The sequence below is a fragment of the Ottowia pentelensis genome, from assembly GCF_964341695.1.
In genome coordinates this window covers 385,815-403,383 of sequence record NZ_OZ224513.1, presented here as the reverse complement: position 1 = coordinate 403,383, position 17,569 = coordinate 385,815, and the positions used below count along the sequence as shown (strand labels likewise).

Sequence of the window (17,569 nt, the reverse complement as noted above, 5' to 3'; positions counted from 1 at the left end):
GGAAAATAGTCCGGAAAATCAGAACCTCGCATCAGCGCTGAACCCGCGAGGTGCCGGCGCCTTTTGGGGCAGCGTGGCCTGCGGCGCATCGCCTCCCCAGCCATCAAACCGCGTCTGATCACCTTGATAGAACAGGCTGATGCGCCCACACCGACCCTGCCGGTTTTTTGCCACCGACAACTTGGCGTAGTGCTTCCACTCGGGGCTCATCTCAGGCTTGGCCTGGATCGGCCGGTGAACGAACAGCACCACGTCGGCGTCCTGCTCGATGGCGCCCGAGTCGCGCAGGTCGGACAGCGCCGGTGTGGCGTCCACCCGTTCCTCGACCTTGCGGTTCACTTGGGCGAGGCAGATCACCGCGATCTCCAGCTCCTTGGCGAGCGATTTCAGGCCCCGGCTGATTTCCTCGAGCTGGTAGGCGCGCGGCGCCTTGGCGTCCAGGCCAGACATCAGGCCGATGTAGTCCACCACCAGCACGTCGAGGCCGCGCGTGCGCTTTAGGGCCCGGGCCTTGGCACGCACCTGGTTGATGTTCAGGCCGCCCTGATCCGACACGCGGAAGTTCAGGTTCTTGGCGCGATCCACGCCGTCCATGACGCGATCCCAGGCCAGGCCGTCGCCACGGTTCGGGCGCATCACGCTCGACAGGCTCACACGGCCCAGCATCGCCGTCATGCGGTCGCGCAGCTCGCGGTGCGGCATCTCCATGCTCAGAAAGCCGACGCCGTAGTCCTGCGCCATGTGCAGGCCGATGGTCATCGCCAACGCCGTTTTGCCTTGCGCTGGGCGCGCGCCGATGATGTAGAGCCCGCCCGGCCGCAGCCCGCCTTCGAGGAATTCGTCCAGGTCGGCCAAGCCCGTGGCCCACGAGCGGATTTTCCCGGCTGCCCGGTCTTCTAGCACCTGCGTGTGGGCCAGCATCCCCTCGTGGGCCTCAATCCATTCGTCGCGCGGCGCGTCCTGCACCAGCTTGGCGAGCCGGGCCTGAGCAGCCTCGATGCGGTCGTCGATGTCGCGGTTTTTCTCGAAGGCAAGGCCGCTGATTTCGTCGGCCACGCGCATCAGGTCGCGGCTGCGCGACTGCTCGATCACGATGCCGGCGTGGTGCGCCAGGTTGGCCGTGCTGGGCACGAACTGCGCCAGCTCGTTGAGCTGTGCCAGCGTGACACCAGCGCCCCCCAGCGCCTGCGCCACCGTCACCACGTCGGCAGGCTTGCCGGTGCCTAGCTGGCGGGCGATTTCAGCGAACACGACGCGGTTGTCGTCCGAGAAAAAATGCTCAGGCTTGAGGCGGTCGCTGATGCGGTCGAATGCCGAGTTGTCCAGCAGCAGCGCGCCGACCACCGCCGATTCCGACTCCAGCGCAGCCGGCGGGATGCGCAGCGGGGCGAGAAAGTCTGGCGCGTTCATGCGGCCACCGCCTGTTCTGCGTTGTCAAAATTGCCCTCAATGACCTTCGCAAAGTTGGCCTCGTTCATCAGCCAAGCCAGCGTGCAGCCTGCCCATTTTCCGTTGCGACCGGTCAGGAAATCCGACACGGCAACGTAGCCAAAAAATCGATCGAAGAAATCGATAGCCTGCTCGGGGGTTTCGGCGTATGGCTTGCCACTACGGGTCTTTGCCGTCAGCACCCATCGCCACCGCGACCGCATGTCGCGCGCTCGCGTCCCACCCCATAGCTCCGGCTTTGGATTCGGAAGCATCGGCAGCCGCTTGGCAAACAGGTCGATCAGCTTGGCATGCGGGCAGTCGGGAATGCCGGGGGCGGCAGCACCGGCTGGCGACGAAGAAGCGTTAGCTTCTTCAATAGAACTGATGGATATTGACGGATCAATGACGGATTGGGCCGCACCGGCGCGGCCCGTCTCGCCGCATCCATGCGGCCCGTCTGCCGCATCCACGCTACCCGTCGCATCGGTGCTACCCGTCGCATCCACGCGACCCGTAGGGGCCGCATCCATGCTGCCCGTAGGGGTAGCATCCATGCGACCCGTCTTCAGGCGATCAAGCGCCAATTGGTATTCACGGGTTGTGCCCGGTGCGCCTCCGTCCTTATTGCCAACGACGGTGACCAACCCCTTGGCGATAAGTCGGCCAATGATGCGCTGCACTTGAGAACGGCCCAGTCTGACCCGCTTTGCGATCCATCCGATGGACGGGAAACAGAAGCCGCTGTCATTGCACCGGTCAGCCATCGCCAACAACACCAGCATTTCGCCGCTGCTTTCGGGATCAAAGCAGCTCTCCCAGACGAGAGCCGAAACTGTGATGCTCATTGCCTCACACCTCCGCTGATCTGTCGCAGGAACGCCTGGGCTTCGTCCAGGTCTGCCAGCTCGCGCAACAGGCCCCAGCGGGCCGCGATGAGGCATGGCGTGCCGTCGCTGCGCGTGCTGGTGGTCAACGTGTGGCCGGCGAGGGCGAATTGTTTGCGCAAGGATTCCAGGCGCTCGGCCTGGCCCTGCGATGTGATGGACTTGGAAATCACCTGCGGCTCCTGTGCTCGACGGATCGCGCCCACCCTGAGGGCAGGCGCAATCACTGGGCCTAGTCGGCCAGCGATTCGATTTCGTGGGCGCGCTGCCGGGCGTCAGTCGCCATCTGGGCAACGGCACCGAGGACCGCCTGGCGCCGCTCGATGTCGAGTTCCGCGAGCGCGGTGGCGCCGGAGCTGATGGTCAGCAGGAGCAAAAGGCTTTCGATGCGAAACAGGTCGTGCTCGAGCTGCGCGCCAAGGTCGTTGGCGATGGCAATTTGGCTGGAATTGTTGACCTGCGGGTAACTTTCAGGAATAATCTGACTATTCATTTGCAAACTCCATTTTTGCGGTGAACTGGGTTGAGGCGTTGACGCGCCTCGCCCTTTTTTTTGACCAAAACTCGGCCAAAAAATCAGGCATGTGGACGTTAGCTATGCTTTCGAGAGCAGTCAAGCGAGAATTTGCTTAGGCTGCAGCCTTGCTGGCGCGCCAGGCCAGCAGTTCGGCCTCATCAAAAACCACAATCCTCGGAGTGATCCTGAATGGTTTCGGGAAGCTCGGATCCGTAGACATGATCTTGTAACTAGTGGACCGCGCACAGCTGATGGTCTTATGCACATTTCCAGCGCGAACGCTACGAAAAGGCAATTTTTTGCTATCGCCAAAACTCATAAAAATCTGACCTCTCCAAATCTCAGCTTGATTGCTGCTGTCCCGCAGTTTCCATCAAGGTCCTTTGCGGCGCAACACACGTTTCACCACTGAGATGGCGTCTTAATTACCCGCAGGTCAATATGAATGCTTGGTCAATAAGTTCGATATTTTTTGCGAACCCAATGAATATGCGCTTTTGACCTATCCAATAATTACCCTCAGGTAATTCAACGGCGCGCAATAAACCGAAATTGTCTTATTTGTTTCAGTTTGTTTTGTGGCGTTCTAGAGCAGGATTACGCTGTTTTTTCCCCAATTGGGATCACGTCGGCACCGACTCGCAGCTTGTCCAGATAGTCAGCCCACTGCACCATCATGTCCCGCCGCTGTGCGATGTAGCTGGTGCGGTCGTAGGCGGCACCCAGCGGGCCGCTCTTGCCATGGGCCAGTTGCGCTTCGATCACTTGCGGATCGGCGTCCAACTGCTCTCCAAGCACTGTGCGCGCCATCGCCCGAAAACCATGGGCGGTCATTTCCTCGCGGCTGTAGCCGAGACGACGAAGGGCCGTGTTGATGGTGTTGTCGCTCATGGGGCGCTCACCAGTCAGCAGGCTGGGGAACACGTAGCGGCCATGCCCAGTCAGTGGGTGCAGTTCGCGCAGAACCGTGACGGCTTGCGGGGCCAGCGGCACGAAATGCGGCCGGCCATTGATTTTCTGGGCCTTGCGCCGCTTCATCGCCTCGGCTGGGATGGTCAGCATGGCGTCTTCCAAATTAACCCAGGCCCATTCCATCGCTCGGATATTGCCGGGTCGCTGGAACAGCAGCGCCAACAGCTGCAGCGCGATGCGCGTTGCTGGGTGGCCGGTGTAGGCGTCCATCGCCCGCAGCAGCTCGCCCACCTGCTTCGGGTCGGTCACTGCTGCCATGTGCGTGACGGTCAGGGGCTGTAGCGCGTCGCTCAGGTCGGCCACCGGGTTGCGCTCGCTTCGCTCGGTTTGCACCGCGAAGCGGAAAACCTGGCCGGCGTTCTGGCGCAGCGTGTGCGCTGTGTCCAGGATTCCGCGCTTTTCCACCAGCCGCAGTACGTCCAGCACCTGGCGCGCCGTGATCGAGCCTATGGGGCGACGCCCCAAGGCTGGAAACAGGTAGCTTTCCATGCCGGTCAGCCACTTGTGGGCGTACTTCTCGCTCCACCCCGACGCCTTGATCTTGTGGTACTCGCGGGCCACCAGCTCAAAGGTATTGGCAGCTGCAACAGCCCGGGCTGCGCTGGCTTCACGCTTGACCTCGCCGGGATCTTGCCCGTCGGCAAGCAATTCGCGCGCGGCATCGCGTCCTTTGCGTGCCTTGGCGAGGCTCACAGCCGGATATACCCCCAACGCCAACAACCGCTGCTTGCCCGCGTGCCGAAAGGCCAGGCGCCAGTACTTGCTGCCTGTCGGCATGACGTGCAAAAACAACCCACCGCCGTCACTGTACTTGTCGCCAGCAGAGCGGCCCGTGGGCTTGACTTGTTTGACAAAGGTGTCAGTGAGTGCCATCGAATGCCCTGTTTGTTGGTATCGATTTGGCGGATTTCACTGGGTACCAGCAGAGATACCAACCAAATGCTTGGATGTCATGGTATCAAGGCTGACAACTCCGGACAATAAAAAACCCGCGATGCCAGAAGGCATGCGGGTTTTGAAGGCTTTCCCGGTCAATCCCGGACAAAGAGTTGGTGCGGCTGGCGGGGATCGAACCCACGACCCTCGGCTTCGGAGGCCGATACTCTATCCACTGAGCTACAGCCGCTTGAAGTGGAGCCGGTGATTATCGCCCATCAAACGCCGGCACCGGGCGCCACGGCCAGACCGATGCCGCGCAGAAAGGCTTCGATGGCCACTTGGCCCGTGTCTTCCAGGTCGAAGCCGCCGTCGAGCAGCCAGTTGTAGATCAGGCCATGCATCATGGCGCCCAGCCCGTGCGCCAGTTGCAGCGCGGGCGCCGGCAGGCGCACGCGGCGCGCGGCGGCGGCGCGCTCGAGCAGTTGGCGCAGGCAGTCGGTGCTCATGCGCTGCAGGGCGACGTGGCGCTCCAGCGCCGGTGCCAGGTCCTGCGCGTGCTCGGCCTTCTGCATGACGATCTGCAGCACGCGGCGGGTCTGCGCGTCGTGCGCGATCTGGTGCAGGGCGTGGCGCACGTGCTCGCACCAGGGCGCCAGCACGTCGCCCTCGCGGGTCAGCAGCTCTTCCAGTTCGGCGCTGAGCGGCAGCGTGACGCGGTCCAGCATGGCGTTGAACAGCGCGGCCTTGTCCTTGAAGTGCCAGTACAGCGCGCCGCGCGTGACGCCGGCGGCGTGGGCGATGTCGGCCAGCGAGGTGCGCGACACGCCCTGCTGCAGGAACACGCGCTCGGCCGCGTCCAGCAGCGCGGTGCGGGTGGCAAGAGCGTCTTCCTTGGTGCGGCGGGCCATGGTGGATGCTGGCGGGAACGAGAACAAGCCGCAACGATGCGGAAGAATTTTCGATCGATTGATTATATACATCCAAGAATGTATGTATAATTTCCCTGCTGCACGTCGCACAATAGCCCCTTTCGCCCGCCAGCCGCCCAGACCGCGTGCCCTCAGGCTGAGCCCATGCATCGCGCCCTCGACCGTTTCAGGCGCGGTCCTTTTTTGACTTTCATCAAAACCACCATGACGTCCGAACCTCAAGCCGCTCGCTCTTTTTCGACGCACCGCCTGGCCGCCGCCGGCGCCCTCGTCGTGCTGGCCGCCACGCTGGCCGCGTGCGGCGACAAATCCGGCGCGGCCGCGGACCACGGCGGCGGCGGCGCCCCCCCGCCGCCCGAAGTGGGCGTGGTGACGGTGCAGCCGGGCACGGTGCAACTGAGCACCGAGCTGCCGGGCCGGCTGGAGCCCTCACGCGTGGCGCAGGTGCGCGCCCGCGCCACCGGCATCCTGCTCAAGCGCAATTTCGTCGAGGGCAGCGACGTCAAGGCCGGCCAGGTGCTCTACCAGATCGACGCGGCGCCCTACGACGCCGCGCTGCAAAGCGCGCAGGCACAGCTGGCGCAGGCGCAGGCGCAGCTGGCGCAGGCCAGCGCGACGGCCACGCGCTACAAGCCGCTGGTGGCCGCCCGCGCCGTGAGCCAGCAGGACTACGACGCCGCGGTGGCCGCCGAGAAGGCCGCCCAGGCGCAGGTGGCCGCCGGCCGCGCCGCCGTGCGCACGGCGCGCATCAACCTGGGCTACGCCACCGTGACGGCGCCCATCTCGGGGCGCATCGGCCGCTCGCTGGTGACCGAGGGCGCCCTGCTGAGCGCGCAGTCGGCCACCGAACTGGCGACCATCCAGCAGATCAACCCGCTGTACCTCAACATCACCCGGCCCGCCACCCAGGTGCTGCAGCTGCGCGAGGCACTGCGATCCGGCCAGCTGGCGCGCGCCGGCAAGGCCGAGGCGGCGCGCGTGCAGGTGCTGCTGGAAAACGGCCAGACCTATGGCGAACCCGGCCGCCTGCTGTTCACCGACCTGACGGTCGACCCGACCACCGGCCAGGTGGGCCTGCGCGCCGAGGTGCCCAACCCGCAGGGCCTGCTGCTGCCGGGCATGTACGTGCGCGCGCGCCTGCAGCAGGCCGACGTGGACAACGCCATCCTGCTGCCGCAACAGGCCGTCACGCGCGGCGGCCCCAAGGGCGACACGGTGATGGTGGTGGGCGCCGACGGCTCATTCGCGCCGCGCACGGTCAAGATCGGCGAGGCGCAGGGCACGCAGTGGATCGTGCTCGACGGCCTGAAGGCCGGCGAGCAGGTGATGGTGGACGGCTTCATGAAGCTGTCGCCCGGCTTGAAAGCCGTCAAGCCCGTTCCTTTCAAGCCAAATCAGCCCTCAGCCGGCGCTGGACAAGCGCCAGCAGCTACTGATTCTGCAGCATCCACACCGCCTGCGGCGGTCGCCGCCTCGGCCCCTGCCGCCGCCGCGTCGCGCTGATCGGACACGAGCGACCGATCATGCCCAAGTTTTTCATCCACCGTCCCATCTTTGCCTGGGTCATCGCGATTTTCGTGGTGGTCGCGGGCATCGTCTCGATCACGCAGCTGCCGGTGTCGCAATACCCGTCGGTGGCGCCGCCCACCATCCGCGTGATGACCTCCTACCCCGGCGCCAGCGCCGAGACCATCGACGAGACCGTGATCTCGCTCATCGAGCGCGAGATGAACGGCGCCGAAGGCCTGATGTACATGGAGTCCACCTCGCCGGCCGGCGGCTTCGCGCAGCTGACGCTGACTTTCAAGCCGGGCACCGACCCGAACATCGCCCAGGTCGAGGTGCAAAACCGCCTGGCGCGCGCCGAGCCGCGCCTGCCCGACCTGGTCAAGCGCACCGGCGTGCGGGTGGACAAGGCAACCGCCAACTTCCTGATGGTGGTGTCCTTCGAGTCCAAGGGCGCCAGCACCCGCGACGACGTGGCCGACTACGTCAACCGCAACATCCTGCCCGAGCTGCAGCGCGTGGAAGGCGTGGGCGGCGTGCAGCTGTTCGCCTCCGGCCGCGCCATGCGCGTGTGGATCGACCCGGCCAAGCTGGAGGGCTACGGCCTGACGCCGGCGGACGTCAACGCCGCCATCACCAGCCAGAGCATGCAGATTGCCGGCGGCGCGCTGGGCGACACGCCCAGCCTGCCGGGCCAGAGCATCAACGCCCTCATCAACGTGCCGAGCGGACAGCTGGAAACGCCCGAGGAGTTCGGCAACGTGGTGCTGCGCGCGCGCGCCGACGGCTCGGCGGTGCGCATCCGCGACGTCGCCCGCGTCGAGCTGGGGGTGGAAACCTACGCCTTCCAGTCGCGCCAGAACGGCCAGCCCGCGGTGGCGGTGGCCGTGCAGCTGACGTCCAGCGGCAACGCCATGGCCACGGCCGCGGCCATCAAGCAGCGCATGAGCGAGCTGCAGGCCTTCCTGCCCGAAGGCGTGAGCTGGTCGGTGCCCTACGACACCTCCAAGTTCGTCGAAATCTCCATCGACAAGGTGGTGCACACGCTGCTCGAAGCCATCGTGCTGGTGGTCATCGTGATGTTCGTGTTCCTGCAGAACTGGCGCTACACGCTGATCCCGACCATCGTGGTGCCGATCGCGCTGCTGGGCACCTTCGCGGTGATGCTGGCGGCCGGCCTGTCGATCAACATCCTGGCCATGTTCGCCATGGTGCTGGTGATCGGCATCGTGGTGGACGACGCCATCGTGGTGGTGGAGAACGTCGAGCGCATCATGGCCGAGGAAGGGCTGCCGCCCAAGGCGGCCACCATCAAGGCGATGAGCCAGATCTCGGGCGCGGTGGTCGGCATCACGGTGATCCTGGTGTCGGTGTTCACCCCGCTGGCCTTCTTCAGCGGCGCCACCGGCAACATCTACCGCCAGTTCGCCATCGTGATGGCGACCTCGATCGCGTTTTCGGGCTTCTTCGCGCTGTCGCTCACGCCGGCGCTGTGCGCGACCTTGCTCAAGCCCATTCCCAAGGGCCACGCGCACGACAAGAAGACCGGCTTCTTCGGCCCCTTCTTCAACTGGTTCAACCGCGTTTTCGGCCGCGCCACGCGAAGCTACGAGGGCGGCATGGTGCGCGTGATGCGCCGCAGCTGGGTCATGGTCGGCGTGTACGCGGTCATCATCGCCTGCGTGGCCTTTCTGTTCATGCGCCTGCCCACCGCCTTCCTGCCGACCGAGGACCAGGGCAACGTGATCGTCAACGTGCAACTGCCGCCGGGTGCCACGCAGGAGCGTACCGTCGCGGTCATGAAGCAGGTCGAGGACTACATGATGAAGCAGCCCGAGGTCGAGAACATGGTCGGCATCATCGGCTTCAGCTTCTCCGGCACCGGGCAGAACATGGCGCTGGCCTTCGCCACGCTGAAGGACTGGAGCGAGCGCACCAAGCCGGGGGAAAGCGCCCAATCGCTGGCCGGGCGCGCCACCGGTGCGCTGCAGAGCATCCGCGACGCCTTCGTGATCGTCATCACGCCGCCGGCCATCCCCGAGCTGGGCACCGGCAGCGGCTTCGCCTTCCGCCTCCTGGACCGCAACGGCATGGGCCACGACGCGCTGGTGGCGGCGCGCGGGCAGCTGCTGGGCATGGCCGCGCAAAGCAAGATCCTGGCCGGCGTGCGCCCCGAGGGCGTGGAAGACGCGCCGCAGCTGCAGGTCGACATCAATCGCGATGTCGCGGCGGCGCAGAACGTCAGCGTGGCGGCCATCGCCAACACGCTGGGCACGGCGCTGGGCTCGGCCTACGTGACCGACTTTCCGAACAAGGGCTACATCCAGCGCGTGACGGTGCAGGCCGACGCCAACCGCCGCATGACGCCGGAGGACGTGCAGGCGCTGAAGGTGCCCAACATGCAGGGGCAGCTGGTGCCGCTGTCCACCATGGTCAGCACCCACTGGTCGACCGGCCCGATGCAGCTCAAGCGCTACAACGGCTATCCGTCGATGTCGATCGCCGGGCAGGCCGCGCCGGGCTACTCGTCGGGCGACGCCATGGCCGAGATGGAGCGCATCGCCGCGCAGCTGCCGCCCGGTTTCGGCTACGAATGGACCGGCATTTCGCTGGACGAGAAAAAGGCCGGCGCGCAATCGACCATCCTGTACGCGTTCTCGATCCTGGCCGTGTTCCTGTGCCTGGCCGCGCTGTACGAAAGCTGGAGCATCCCGCTGGCGGTGATCCTGGTGGTGCCGCTGGGCGTGCTGGGCACCCTGTTCGGCGTCTGGTTTCGCGGCATGCCCAACGACGTGTACTTCCAGATCGGCCTGATCACGGTGATCGGCCTGTCGGCCAAGAACGCCATCCTGATCGTGGAATTCGCCAAGGACCTGCAGGCCGAGGGCATGAGCGTGGTGCAGGCCTCGCTGGCCGCGGCCCGACTGCGCTTCCGGCCGATCCTGATGACCTCGCTGGCCTTCATCCTGGGCGTGGTGCCGCTGTACGTCGCCACCGGCGCCAGCTCGGGCAGCCAGCGCGAGATCGGCACCGGCGTGTTCTGGGGCATGACCATCGGCACCTCGCTGGCGGTGATCCTGGTGCCGGTATTTTTCCTGATCGTGCGCTCGCTGTTCCGCGGCAAGCAGGAGGACAAGCACAAGCACACGATCGCATCCGACGACGATTCATCGGGCCGCGAAAACGACCCCAACGAGGCCTTGATCCCATGACGACACCCATGACACGGATGACACGGCCCGGCCTGCGCACCGGCCTCGGCGCCCTGACGCTGGCCGTGCTGGCGGGCTGCTCGCTGGTGCCCCCCTACGAACGCCCCGCCGCGCCGGTGGCCAGCGCCTGGCCCGCCAGCGCCGGTGCGTCGGCGGAGGGCGCCACCGCCGCCGCCGACCTGCCCTGGCAGGACTTCGTGCACGACGCCCAGCTGCGCGAGCTGATCGCGCTGGCGATCGACAACAACCGCGACCTGCGGGTGGCGGTGCAGAACATCGAGCAGGCCCGGGCGCAATACCAGATCCGGCGCGCCGACCAGTTCCCGACCATCGGCGTCAGCGCCTCGGCCTCGCGCTCGGCGCCCAACCCGGCCGGTGGCAATGCGCCCAGCGTGGCATCCTCCGCCAGCATCATGGTCGGCGGCGCCTCGTGGGAGCTCGACTTCTTCGGCCGCGTCGCCGCCCTCAAGGACGTGGCGCTGGCCGACTACCTGGCCACCGAGGAGGCGCGCAAGGCGGCGCAGATCAGCCTGGTGGCCACCGTCGCCAGCAGCTGGCTGCAGCTCAAGACCGACACCGAACTGCTGCTGCTGGCCGAGCGCACGCTGGGCACGCGCCAGCAGTCGCTGGGCCTAACCAAGCTGCGCTTCGACCACGGTGCCGCGTCGGCGCTGGACCTGCGCCTGGCCGAATCGCTGACCGCCAGCGCGCAGGCCACGCGCGCCCAGCAGCAGCGCCTGCGCGCGCAGGACGTCAACCTGCTGACGCTGCTGGTCGGCCAACCGCTGCCCGAGCGGCTGATCCCGCCGCTGCCGCCGGTGGCCACGCCGGCCGCGCCGAGCGATCCGTCGCAACCCACGCCCGCCGTTCAGCCGCCGGCCGAACTGCCCACCTTCACCGCGGTGCCGGCCGGCCTGCCGTCCGACCTGCTGCTGCGCCGCCCCGACGTCCGCGCCGCCGAGCAGCAGCTGATCGGCGCCAACGCCAACATCGGCGCGGCGCGCGCCAACTTCTTCCCGCGCATCTCGCTCACCGGCTCGCTGGGGCGCACCAGCAGCGACCTGGACGGCCTGTTCGGCTCGGGCGGCAGCAAGGCTTGGTCCTTCGGCCCCAGCCTGCTGCTGCCGATCTTCGACATGGGCCGCAACCAGGCCGGGCTGGACGCGGCCAAGGCCGGGCGCGAAATCGCCGTGGCGCAGTACGAGAAGGCCATCCAAAGCGCCTTCCGCGAGGTGGCCGATGCGCTGGCCGGCCGCGCCACCCTGGCCGACCAGTTGACGGCGCTGCAGGCGCAGGCCACGGCCGAGCGCGAGCGCTTCGGGCTGGCCGACCTGCTCTACCGCAACGGCGTCGCCAGCTCGCTCGATCTGCTGGACGCGCAGCGCTCGCTGTTCGCCACCGAGCAGGCGCTGGCGCAGGTGCGGCTGGCGCAGCGCGTCAACGAGGTGCAGCTGTACAAGGCGCTGGGCGGCGGCTGGAGCGAGCCGGCGCCGGCCGCCACCGCCGCGGCGCACTGACGCGGCCGCGCGTCCGGCGCGAAGGGGTCATCGGCGCCGCGTGAATGGAGCGTCGTCAGGCGCGCCCTATAATCGAAAACCGCCGTGCGCGGGCGGCCGCAGCCGCCCCGCGCCGTCCGCAGAACATTCACGAACAAGCCCCCGAGGACGCCATGAGCGAGAGCATGCACGAGGAAGAACACACCGGCCTCATGAAGACCCCATCCCAGGTGTTCTGGGTCAGCGCCGCGGCCTTCGTCATCCCCATCTTCACCATCATCGGCCTGGTCACCTACTTCAGCTCGGGCAAGGACCAGTCGCCCGGCGAGACCGACGCGGCGCAAAAGATCGCCGCGCGCATCCAGAAGGTCGGCACGGTCGAGATCCGCGACGCCAACCGCCCGCTGGCCAGCGGCGAGGACGTGTACAAGACGCAGTGCATCGCCTGCCACGGCACCGGCGTGTCGGGCGCGCCCAAGTTCGGCAACGCCGCCGACTGGGCGCCGCGCATCAAGCAGGGCTACGACACCCTGCTGCATTCGGCTCTGGCGGGCAAGGGCGCGATGGCCCCGCAAGGCGGCGGCAACTATTCCGACGTCGAGATCGGCCGTGCCGTGGTCTACATGGCCAACCACGGCGGCGCCAAGTTCGACGAGCCGGCGGCACCCGCCGCGGCGGCGACCGAAACGGCTGCGGCGGCCCCTGCACCCGCTGCGGCGGCAGCGCCCGCTCCGGCACCGGCACCGGCACCGGCTGCGGCTGCGGCCGCGGCCCCTGCAGCGGCCGCAGCCGCCGCACCCGCGGGCGGCGGCGTCGACCTGGCCGCCGGCAAGAAGATCTACGACACCACCTGCGTCGCCTGCCATGGCAGCGGTGTGGCCGGTGCGCCCAAGTTCGGCGACAAGGCGGCCTGGGCGCCGCGCTTGGCGGCCGGCTTCGACGAGGTGCTGAAGATCGCCACCGAGGGCAAGGGCGCCATGCCGCCCAAGGGCGGCTCCACCGCGTCGGACGCCGACTTCAAGGCTGCCGTGACCTATCTGGTGGACGCGGCGAAGTAGCGCGCGCCTGCGCCGCTGCAAAAAGGCCGATCGTCGATCGGCCTTTTTCTTTGGCTTGGGCGGCAGATCAACCGACGGACGCGGCCGGCCGCGGGTTCGGCACGTAGCCAAAGCGCGCCGGCAAGTCGCCCGCCCGCACGGGCTCGGGCTGCCAGTGGCCGTGCTCCACCTGCAGCGCGGCGGCTTCCATGTCCAGCGTGTGCACCAGGCCCAGACCCAGCGGCGTGTCCACGTACAGGCGGCCGTTCTCGTCCAGCAGCACGCGCCGCCGCTGCGTCGCCACGCCGGTGTGCGAGGCCAGCACGCCATCGGCCGCCACGCGCCACACCCAGGGCGTGGCCTGCAGTTCGACGTACACGCGCTGCGGGCCGTTCTGGAAATGCCAGCGGCCCCGCTCATCGGCCTGGTAGTTGCGCGCGATGAAGGCCTTCAGCCCCTGGTGCTCAAGGCGCGCGCCGCGCGCGCCCGGCACCTCGCTGGCAAACGCGCCCAGCGCCTGCGCGGCGGCGTCGCGCAGCCACCAGTTGCCGCGCGCGTCCAGCCCCAGCCAGCCGTAGCAGTGCGGCACGTTCGGCCATTTGGCGATGGCCTGCCTGACGATGTCGTCCATCGAGCCATTATGGGTCGGCCCCGGCGCCCTTGACACGCCTCCCTTAAAATTGACGATAGCTATTGTTTTAACCTCATTCATTGTCGTTATGAAACCACCTCAGCTCACCCTGCTGCGCTCCACGTCGCTCGTGGCGGCAGTCTGCTTGGCTGGCGCGCCGGCCCTGGCGCAGCCGAAAACGGGCGAGTCGGTGTACCGGTCGGTGTGCATGGCCTGCCACGACACCGGCGTGGCCCATGCCCCCAAGAAAGGCGACGCCGCCGCCTGGAAGCCCCTGATCGAAGAAGGCCAGCACGTGCTGAGCGCGCACGCCTTCGTCGGCGTGCGCGCCATGCCGGCGAAGGGCGGCGACGAAAAGCTGACGCTGCAGGAGTTCTCGCGTGCGGTGGCCTGGATGGCGCGCGAATCGGGCGGCGACTGGCAGGACCCGGACGCCGCCATGATGCACCGCATCAGCCTGGAAGCCGAGAAGCGTCTGGACGCGGACATTCGTGCCAAGCAAAAGCTGAAGGCCGAACTGCACCGCCAGGACCAGCGGCGGCAGGCCCGCTAATTCCATTTCCATATCAATAGATCAATAATATCCATGTCACCGATCCCGCAAGGAGAACGACATGGCAAGAACAGCCCGAGGTGCCGACAGTCTGGAGTCGGCCCGTCAAATGCTGGCCGGCGCACAGACCGCTGAGCAGCTTCGCCAAGCACAGGCGGTGGTGTTGCCGCTGGACTATGGCTTGAGCCTGGAGCAAACCGCGCAGGTCATCGGCCGCTCCCCGGCGTGGACCTGCCGCTTGCGCAATCGCTTCCTGGCCGGCGAGGTTGCAGGTGACGGCCAGCGCCCCGCGCGCGGCGGCAGGCGCCACCAGAACATGACGACTGAGCAGGAGCGCCAGGTGCTGGCGCCCTTTCTTGATCGCGCTCGCACGGGCGGCATCCTGGTGGTCGGTCAAGTCAAGTGTGAAATCGAAGCTGCCCTGGGCCGTCCCATGGCGCTGTCCTCGGTCTACAACCTGCTGCACCGCCACGGCTGGCGCAAGCTGGCCCCCGACAAACGCCATCCGCAAAGCGATCCTTTGGCTCAAGAGGAGTGGAAAAAAAACTCCCCGAGCGCCTTGCCGAAATCTGCTCGCACTGGCCGCAGCAAGGCCCCATCAAGCTGATGTTCCAGGACGAGGCGCGCTTTGGACGCATCAACGACGTGCGCCGCTGCTGGGCGCCCAAGCCGGTGCGGCCGCTGTGCCAAGCCATGTTGACCCACGAGTACACCTACGCGTACGCCGCCGTCGATGTGGCAAGCGGCCAGTTGGACTCGCTCATCTTGCCTCACGTCAACACCGAGTGCATGCAGTTGTTTCTCGACGAGGTGAGCGAGCGTCACCCGCACGAGCGCATCGTCATGGTGCTTGACGGTGCCGGCTGGCATGCCAGTGGTGAGCTGCACCCGCCCGCCAACATGCGCCTACTGAGCCTGCCCCCCTATGCGCCGGAGCTCAACCCGGTGGAGCACGTGTGGGACGAGCTGCGCGAGAAGCGATTCCACAACCGCGTCTTCGACAGCCTGGAGGCGCTCGAAGATCACCTTGAGCTCGCCCTGCGAGACTTCGAGAGCAACTGCGAACGGATCCGATCCATCGTCGCCTGGCCGTGGATTATTGATGCGCTATTGAATTAGAAATGGAATAAGCCGCAGCCGTCCCGCCGACCTGCGCCAGCAGCCGGTCAACATCGACGAAGTCGCCGTCGGACCTGTCCCAGTGCGCGCTCCATCAGGCGATGCGCGGGCCAGCGACGGAGCGCGCGTGCTGAGCCAACCCGAGCGTCTGCAGGCGACCGCCCGGACGCCAGGCCGAGGCATGGCCGGCGACTACTTCAATTTACATAGCTGCTTGCGCAGGATGGGCGGGCGCTGCAGCCATTTTTCATTAAAAAATCGGGCCGGATGTCAGTGCAGCAGTTGCCCCGGCACCGTCACTTCCACCACCTCGCTGCGGCCGGGGCTGGCGTGGTGCGCGGCCAGGCGCCAGCCTTCGGCGGTCTTCACGAACACGTTGGTGGCGACCACCCAGGCGTGCTGCGGGCCTTCGGCGGTCATCAGGTCGATGCGCTCCAGCACGTTGTGCACGGCGGCGCCCAGCGCCTCGATGCGGCGCACGCGCTCGGGCGTGGCGCGGATGCTGCCTTGCGCGAACATGGCCTCGAAGGCGCCGCGAATGGCCTGCGCGCCCACCAGGCGCGGGCCGCCCGGGTGCACGCAGACGATCTCGTCCTCGTCGGCCCAGCAGGCCATCAGGGCGTCGATGTCGCCATGCTGCAACGCCTCGTAGAAGGCGGCCTCGACGTCGTCGGCGGAGCCGCCCAGCACGGCGGCGCGTTGGCGGGATTTGGGCATCGGCGTTTCAGGGGGTTCGGGCGGCGGGCGATCGACGCTGCCATTGTGCCCGCACGGGCCAGCCCTGGCGGGCATGGCGGCCACGGGCGTGCTATCTTGCGCGCTGTTTGAATCACCACGACCGGAGTCCGGCTCATGAAACACTGGCTCATACGCCTCAGCACCCTCCTGGCCCTGGCGCTGTCCCTCAGCGGCTGCGGCTACAACGACTTCCAGCGCCTGGACGAGCAGACCAAGTCGGCCTGGAGCGAGGTGGTCAACCAGTACCAGCGGCGGGCCGACCTGATCGACAACCTGGTCAACACCGTCAAGGGCGAGACCAACTTCGAGCAGGACACGCTGACCAAGGTGATCGAGGCGCGCGCCAAGGCCACCAGCATCCAGGTGTCGCCCGAGACGCTGAACAACCCCGAGCAATTCAAGCAGTTCCAGGCCGCGCAAGGCGAACTGTCGGGCGCGCTCAGCCGCCTGATGGTGACGGTGGAGCGCTACCCCGACCTGAAGGCCAACAAGGCGTTCTCCGACCTGCGGGTGGCGCTGGAAGGCACCGAGAACCGCATCGCCGTGGCGCGCGGGCGCTACATCGATGCGGTCAAGGAATACAACGTGCTGGTGCGCAGCTTTCCCAGCAACCTGACGGCCATGGTGTTCAGCTACAAGCCCAAGGAAAACTTCACCGTGACCAACGAGGCGGCGATCTCGACCGCGCCCAAGGTCAACTTCGGGCCCAGTTCGGCCCCCGCGCGCTGAGCACCCGGCTTTTGGAACAAATATGCTGTTTGCGCACATCCAGAAAGCGCTGATAGCTATTGTTTTTGTAGTTTTCGGATGGGCGTCGGCGCAGGCGCAGGGCGTGCAGCCGGTGCCGCCGCTCACCGGCCACGTCATCGACACCACCGGTACGCTGGACGGCGCGCAAGCGTCGGCACTGGAGGCCAAGCTGGCCGCGCTGGAGGCCGACAAGGGCGCGCAGCTGGTGGTGCTGATGGTGCCCAGCACCGCGCCCGAGGACATCGCCTCGTACGCCAATCGCGTCGGCAATGCCTGGAAGATCGGCCGCAAGAACGTCGGCGACGGCCTGATCGTGCTGGTGGCCAAGAACGACCGGCGCATGCGCATCGAGGTGGCCAAGACGCTGGAAGGCGCGGTGCCCGACATCGCGGCCAGCCACATCATCGACGAGGTGATGACGCCGGCCTTCAGGCGCGGCGACTTCGCCGGCGGACTGGACGCGGCGGTCGACCAGCTGAGTGCCCGCCTCCGCGGCGAGCCGCTGCCGCCGGTGCCGGCGCCGTCCGCGTCGCGGGACACCCAGCTGGGCGGCGGCCACTTCGAGCTGATCGTGTTCGCCTTCTTTGCCGCGCCGATCGCGGCCGCGCTGCTGCGCGGCATCCTCGGGCGCAAGCTGGGGGCGCTGGCGATGGGGCTGGGCGTGGGCGCTCTGGTGTTCTGGATCGGGCTGGGCGCGGTGCTGGCGGCGCTGGCGGGCGCCGGCGCCTTCCTGTTCGCCCTGATCGGCAACCTGGCCAGTGGCCTGCCCGGCGGGCGCTCGCGCGGTGGGGGCTTTGGCGGCGGCTGGGGCGGAGGGTTCGGCTCGGGCGGCGGCTTCGGTGGCGGGGGCGGCGGCTTCAGCTCGGGCGGCGGCGGCGACTTCGGTGGCGGCGGCGCCAGCGGGAGTTGGTGAAC

18 protein-coding genes and 1 tRNA gene are annotated in these 17,569 nt (G+C 67.2%); 9 read left to right on the top strand and 10 right to left on the bottom strand.

Features of this window, described 5'->3' with window-relative positions; genetic code table 11:
• Positions 1–18 precede the first annotated feature (18 nt).
• The 8 genes from ACWHMB_RS01975 to ACWHMB_RS01940 all read right to left on the bottom strand — a co-directional run bounded on the left by ACWHMB_RS01975 (position 19) and on the right by ACWHMB_RS01940 (position 5,591).
• The gene (locus ACWHMB_RS01975) at positions 19–1,410 is read right to left on the bottom strand and encodes a replicative DNA helicase (RefSeq protein WP_377484653.1); all 1,392 of its coding nucleotides are present in this window, start codon (positions 1,408–1,410) and stop codon (positions 19–21) included.
• Positions 1,407–2,276 carry a helix-turn-helix domain-containing protein gene (locus ACWHMB_RS01970; RefSeq protein WP_377484655.1) on the bottom strand — a complete coding sequence of 290 codons (870 nt, stop codon included), beginning with the start codon at positions 2,274–2,276 and terminating at the stop codon, positions 1,407–1,409. Before ACWHMB_RS01970 ends, ACWHMB_RS01975 begins: the two co-directional genes overlap by 4 nt.
• Positions 2,273–2,488 carry a hypothetical protein gene (locus tag ACWHMB_RS01965; protein WP_377484657.1) on the bottom strand — a complete coding sequence of 72 codons (216 nt, stop codon included), beginning with the start codon at positions 2,486–2,488 and terminating at the stop codon, positions 2,273–2,275. The genes ACWHMB_RS01970 and ACWHMB_RS01965 overlap by 4 nt, the downstream gene beginning before the upstream one ends.
• Positions 2,489–2,547: 59 nt before the next feature.
• The gene (locus ACWHMB_RS01960) at positions 2,548–2,808 is read right to left on the bottom strand and encodes a hypothetical protein (protein ID WP_377484659.1); all 261 of its coding nucleotides are present in this window, start codon (positions 2,806–2,808) and stop codon (positions 2,548–2,550) included.
• A gap of 136 nt (positions 2,809–2,944) precedes the next feature.
• The gene (locus ACWHMB_RS01955; RefSeq protein WP_377484661.1) at positions 2,945–3,151 is read right to left on the bottom strand and encodes a helix-turn-helix transcriptional regulator; all 207 of its coding nucleotides are present in this window, start codon (positions 3,149–3,151) and stop codon (positions 2,945–2,947) included.
• A gap of 278 nt (positions 3,152–3,429) precedes the next feature.
• The gene (locus tag ACWHMB_RS01950; RefSeq protein WP_447648423.1) at positions 3,430–4,677 is read right to left on the bottom strand and encodes a tyrosine-type recombinase/integrase; all 1,248 of its coding nucleotides are present in this window, start codon (positions 4,675–4,677) and stop codon (positions 3,430–3,432) included.
• Between the two features lie 177 nt (positions 4,678–4,854).
• Positions 4,855–4,930: transfer RNA gene (locus tag ACWHMB_RS01945), tRNA-Arg, on the bottom strand.
• A 28-nt stretch (positions 4,931–4,958) separates the two neighbouring features.
• Complete coding sequence (locus ACWHMB_RS01940) at positions 4,959–5,591, bottom strand: TetR family transcriptional regulator (protein ID WP_377484664.1); 633 nt, start codon at positions 5,589–5,591, stop codon at positions 4,959–4,961.
• A gap of 225 nt (positions 5,592–5,816) precedes the next feature.
• On the opposite strand from ACWHMB_RS01940, the gene ACWHMB_RS01935 reads away from it, so the two are divergent.
• From ACWHMB_RS01935 to ACWHMB_RS01920, 4 genes are all read left to right on the top strand, one after another.
• The gene (locus tag ACWHMB_RS01935; protein WP_377484666.1) at positions 5,817–7,115 is read left to right on the top strand and encodes an efflux RND transporter periplasmic adaptor subunit; all 1,299 of its coding nucleotides are present in this window, start codon (positions 5,817–5,819) and stop codon (positions 7,113–7,115) included.
• Between the two features lie 20 nt (positions 7,116–7,135).
• Positions 7,136–10,330 (top strand): efflux RND transporter permease subunit, encoded by a 3,195-nt coding sequence (locus ACWHMB_RS01930; protein WP_377484668.1) that lies wholly within the window; start codon positions 7,136–7,138, stop codon positions 10,328–10,330.
• 17 nt (positions 10,331–10,347) lie between these two features.
• The gene (locus ACWHMB_RS01925) at positions 10,348–11,847 is read left to right on the top strand and encodes an efflux transporter outer membrane subunit (protein ID WP_377484674.1); all 1,500 of its coding nucleotides are present in this window, start codon (positions 10,348–10,350) and stop codon (positions 11,845–11,847) included.
• A 152-nt stretch (positions 11,848–11,999) separates the two neighbouring features.
• A complete protein-coding gene (locus ACWHMB_RS01920) occupies positions 12,000–12,884 on the top strand; it encodes a c-type cytochrome (protein WP_293226592.1) in 885 nt (294 codons plus the stop codon).
• Positions 12,885–12,951: 67 nt separating this feature from the next.
• Here the strand turns inward: ACWHMB_RS01920 and ACWHMB_RS01915 are convergent, their stop codons facing one another.
• Positions 12,952–13,494: a DUF2946 family protein gene (locus ACWHMB_RS01915; protein WP_377484670.1), complete on the bottom strand. Its 543-nt coding sequence runs from the start codon at positions 13,492–13,494 to the stop codon at positions 12,952–12,954.
• A gap of 88 nt (positions 13,495–13,582) precedes the next feature.
• Here ACWHMB_RS01915 and ACWHMB_RS01910 point away from each other — a divergent pair, with 88 nt between their 5' ends.
• From ACWHMB_RS01910 to ACWHMB_RS01900, 3 genes are all read left to right on the top strand, one after another.
• Positions 13,583–14,047 (top strand): c-type cytochrome, encoded by a 465-nt coding sequence (locus ACWHMB_RS01910; protein WP_377484672.1) that lies wholly within the window; start codon positions 13,583–13,585, stop codon positions 14,045–14,047.
• Positions 14,048–14,108: 61 nt separating this feature from the next.
• Positions 14,109–14,654, top strand: a complete 546-nt coding sequence (locus ACWHMB_RS01905; protein WP_377516474.1) for a helix-turn-helix domain-containing protein — start codon at positions 14,109–14,111, stop codon at positions 14,652–14,654.
• A complete protein-coding gene (locus tag ACWHMB_RS01900; RefSeq protein WP_377516475.1) occupies positions 14,582–15,166 on the top strand; it encodes an IS630 family transposase in 585 nt (194 codons plus the stop codon). Before ACWHMB_RS01905 ends, ACWHMB_RS01900 begins: the two co-directional genes overlap by 73 nt.
• Positions 15,167–15,436: 270 nt before the next feature.
• Here ACWHMB_RS01900 and ACWHMB_RS01895 read toward each other — a convergent pair whose 3' ends face one another.
• A complete protein-coding gene (locus ACWHMB_RS01895) occupies positions 15,437–15,883 on the bottom strand; it encodes a YybH family protein (RefSeq protein ID WP_377479412.1) in 447 nt (148 codons plus the stop codon).
• 135 nt (positions 15,884–16,018) lie between these two features.
• On the opposite strand from ACWHMB_RS01895, the gene ACWHMB_RS01890 reads away from it, so the two are divergent.
• Complete coding sequence (locus tag ACWHMB_RS01890) at positions 16,019–16,633, top strand: LemA family protein (RefSeq protein WP_377479409.1); 615 nt, start codon at positions 16,019–16,021, stop codon at positions 16,631–16,633.
• Between the two features lie 22 nt (positions 16,634–16,655).
• Positions 16,656–17,567: a TPM domain-containing protein gene (locus ACWHMB_RS01885; protein ID WP_377479406.1), complete on the top strand. Its 912-nt coding sequence runs from the start codon at positions 16,656–16,658 to the stop codon at positions 17,565–17,567.
• Positions 17,568–17,569 lie beyond the last annotated feature (2 nt).

Coding starts and splice junctions, on each gene's coding strand:
- ACWHMB_RS01895 (WP_377479412.1), bottom strand. CDS start 15,883: ATGCCCAAATCCCGCCAACGCGCCGCCGTGCTGGGCGGCTCCGCCGAC.
- ACWHMB_RS01885 (WP_377479406.1), top strand. CDS start 16,656: ATGCTGTTTGCGCACATCCAGAAAGCGCTGATAGCTATTGTTTTTGTA.
- ACWHMB_RS01935 (WP_377484666.1), top strand. CDS start 5,817: ATGACGTCCGAACCTCAAGCCGCTCGCTCTTTTTCGACGCACCGCCTG.
- ACWHMB_RS01940 (WP_377484664.1), bottom strand. CDS start 5,591: ATGGCCCGCCGCACCAAGGAAGACGCTCTTGCCACCCGCACCGCGCTG.
- ACWHMB_RS01910 (WP_377484672.1), top strand. CDS start 13,583: ATGAAACCACCTCAGCTCACCCTGCTGCGCTCCACGTCGCTCGTGGCG.
- ACWHMB_RS01975 (WP_377484653.1), bottom strand. CDS start 1,410: ATGAACGCGCCAGACTTTCTCGCCCCGCTGCGCATCCCGCCGGCTGCG.
- ACWHMB_RS01915 (WP_377484670.1), bottom strand. CDS start 13,494: ATGGACGACATCGTCAGGCAGGCCATCGCCAAATGGCCGAACGTGCCG.
- ACWHMB_RS01960 (WP_377484659.1), bottom strand. CDS start 2,808: ATGAATAGTCAGATTATTCCTGAAAGTTACCCGCAGGTCAACAATTCC.
- ACWHMB_RS01955 (WP_377484661.1), bottom strand. CDS start 3,151: ATGAGTTTTGGCGATAGCAAAAAATTGCCTTTTCGTAGCGTTCGCGCT.
- ACWHMB_RS01930 (WP_377484668.1), top strand. CDS start 7,136: ATGCCCAAGTTTTTCATCCACCGTCCCATCTTTGCCTGGGTCATCGCG.
- ACWHMB_RS01950 (WP_447648423.1), bottom strand. CDS start 4,677: ATGGCACTCACTGACACCTTTGTCAAACAAGTCAAGCCCACGGGCCGC.
- ACWHMB_RS01920 (WP_293226592.1), top strand. CDS start 12,000: ATGAGCGAGAGCATGCACGAGGAAGAACACACCGGCCTCATGAAGACC.
- ACWHMB_RS01905 (WP_377516474.1), top strand. CDS start 14,109: ATGGCAAGAACAGCCCGAGGTGCCGACAGTCTGGAGTCGGCCCGTCAA.
- ACWHMB_RS01970 (WP_377484655.1), bottom strand. CDS start 2,276: ATGAGCATCACAGTTTCGGCTCTCGTCTGGGAGAGCTGCTTTGATCCC.
- ACWHMB_RS01890 (WP_377479409.1), top strand. CDS start 16,019: ATGAAACACTGGCTCATACGCCTCAGCACCCTCCTGGCCCTGGCGCTG.
- ACWHMB_RS01925 (WP_377484674.1), top strand. CDS start 10,348: ATGACACGGCCCGGCCTGCGCACCGGCCTCGGCGCCCTGACGCTGGCC.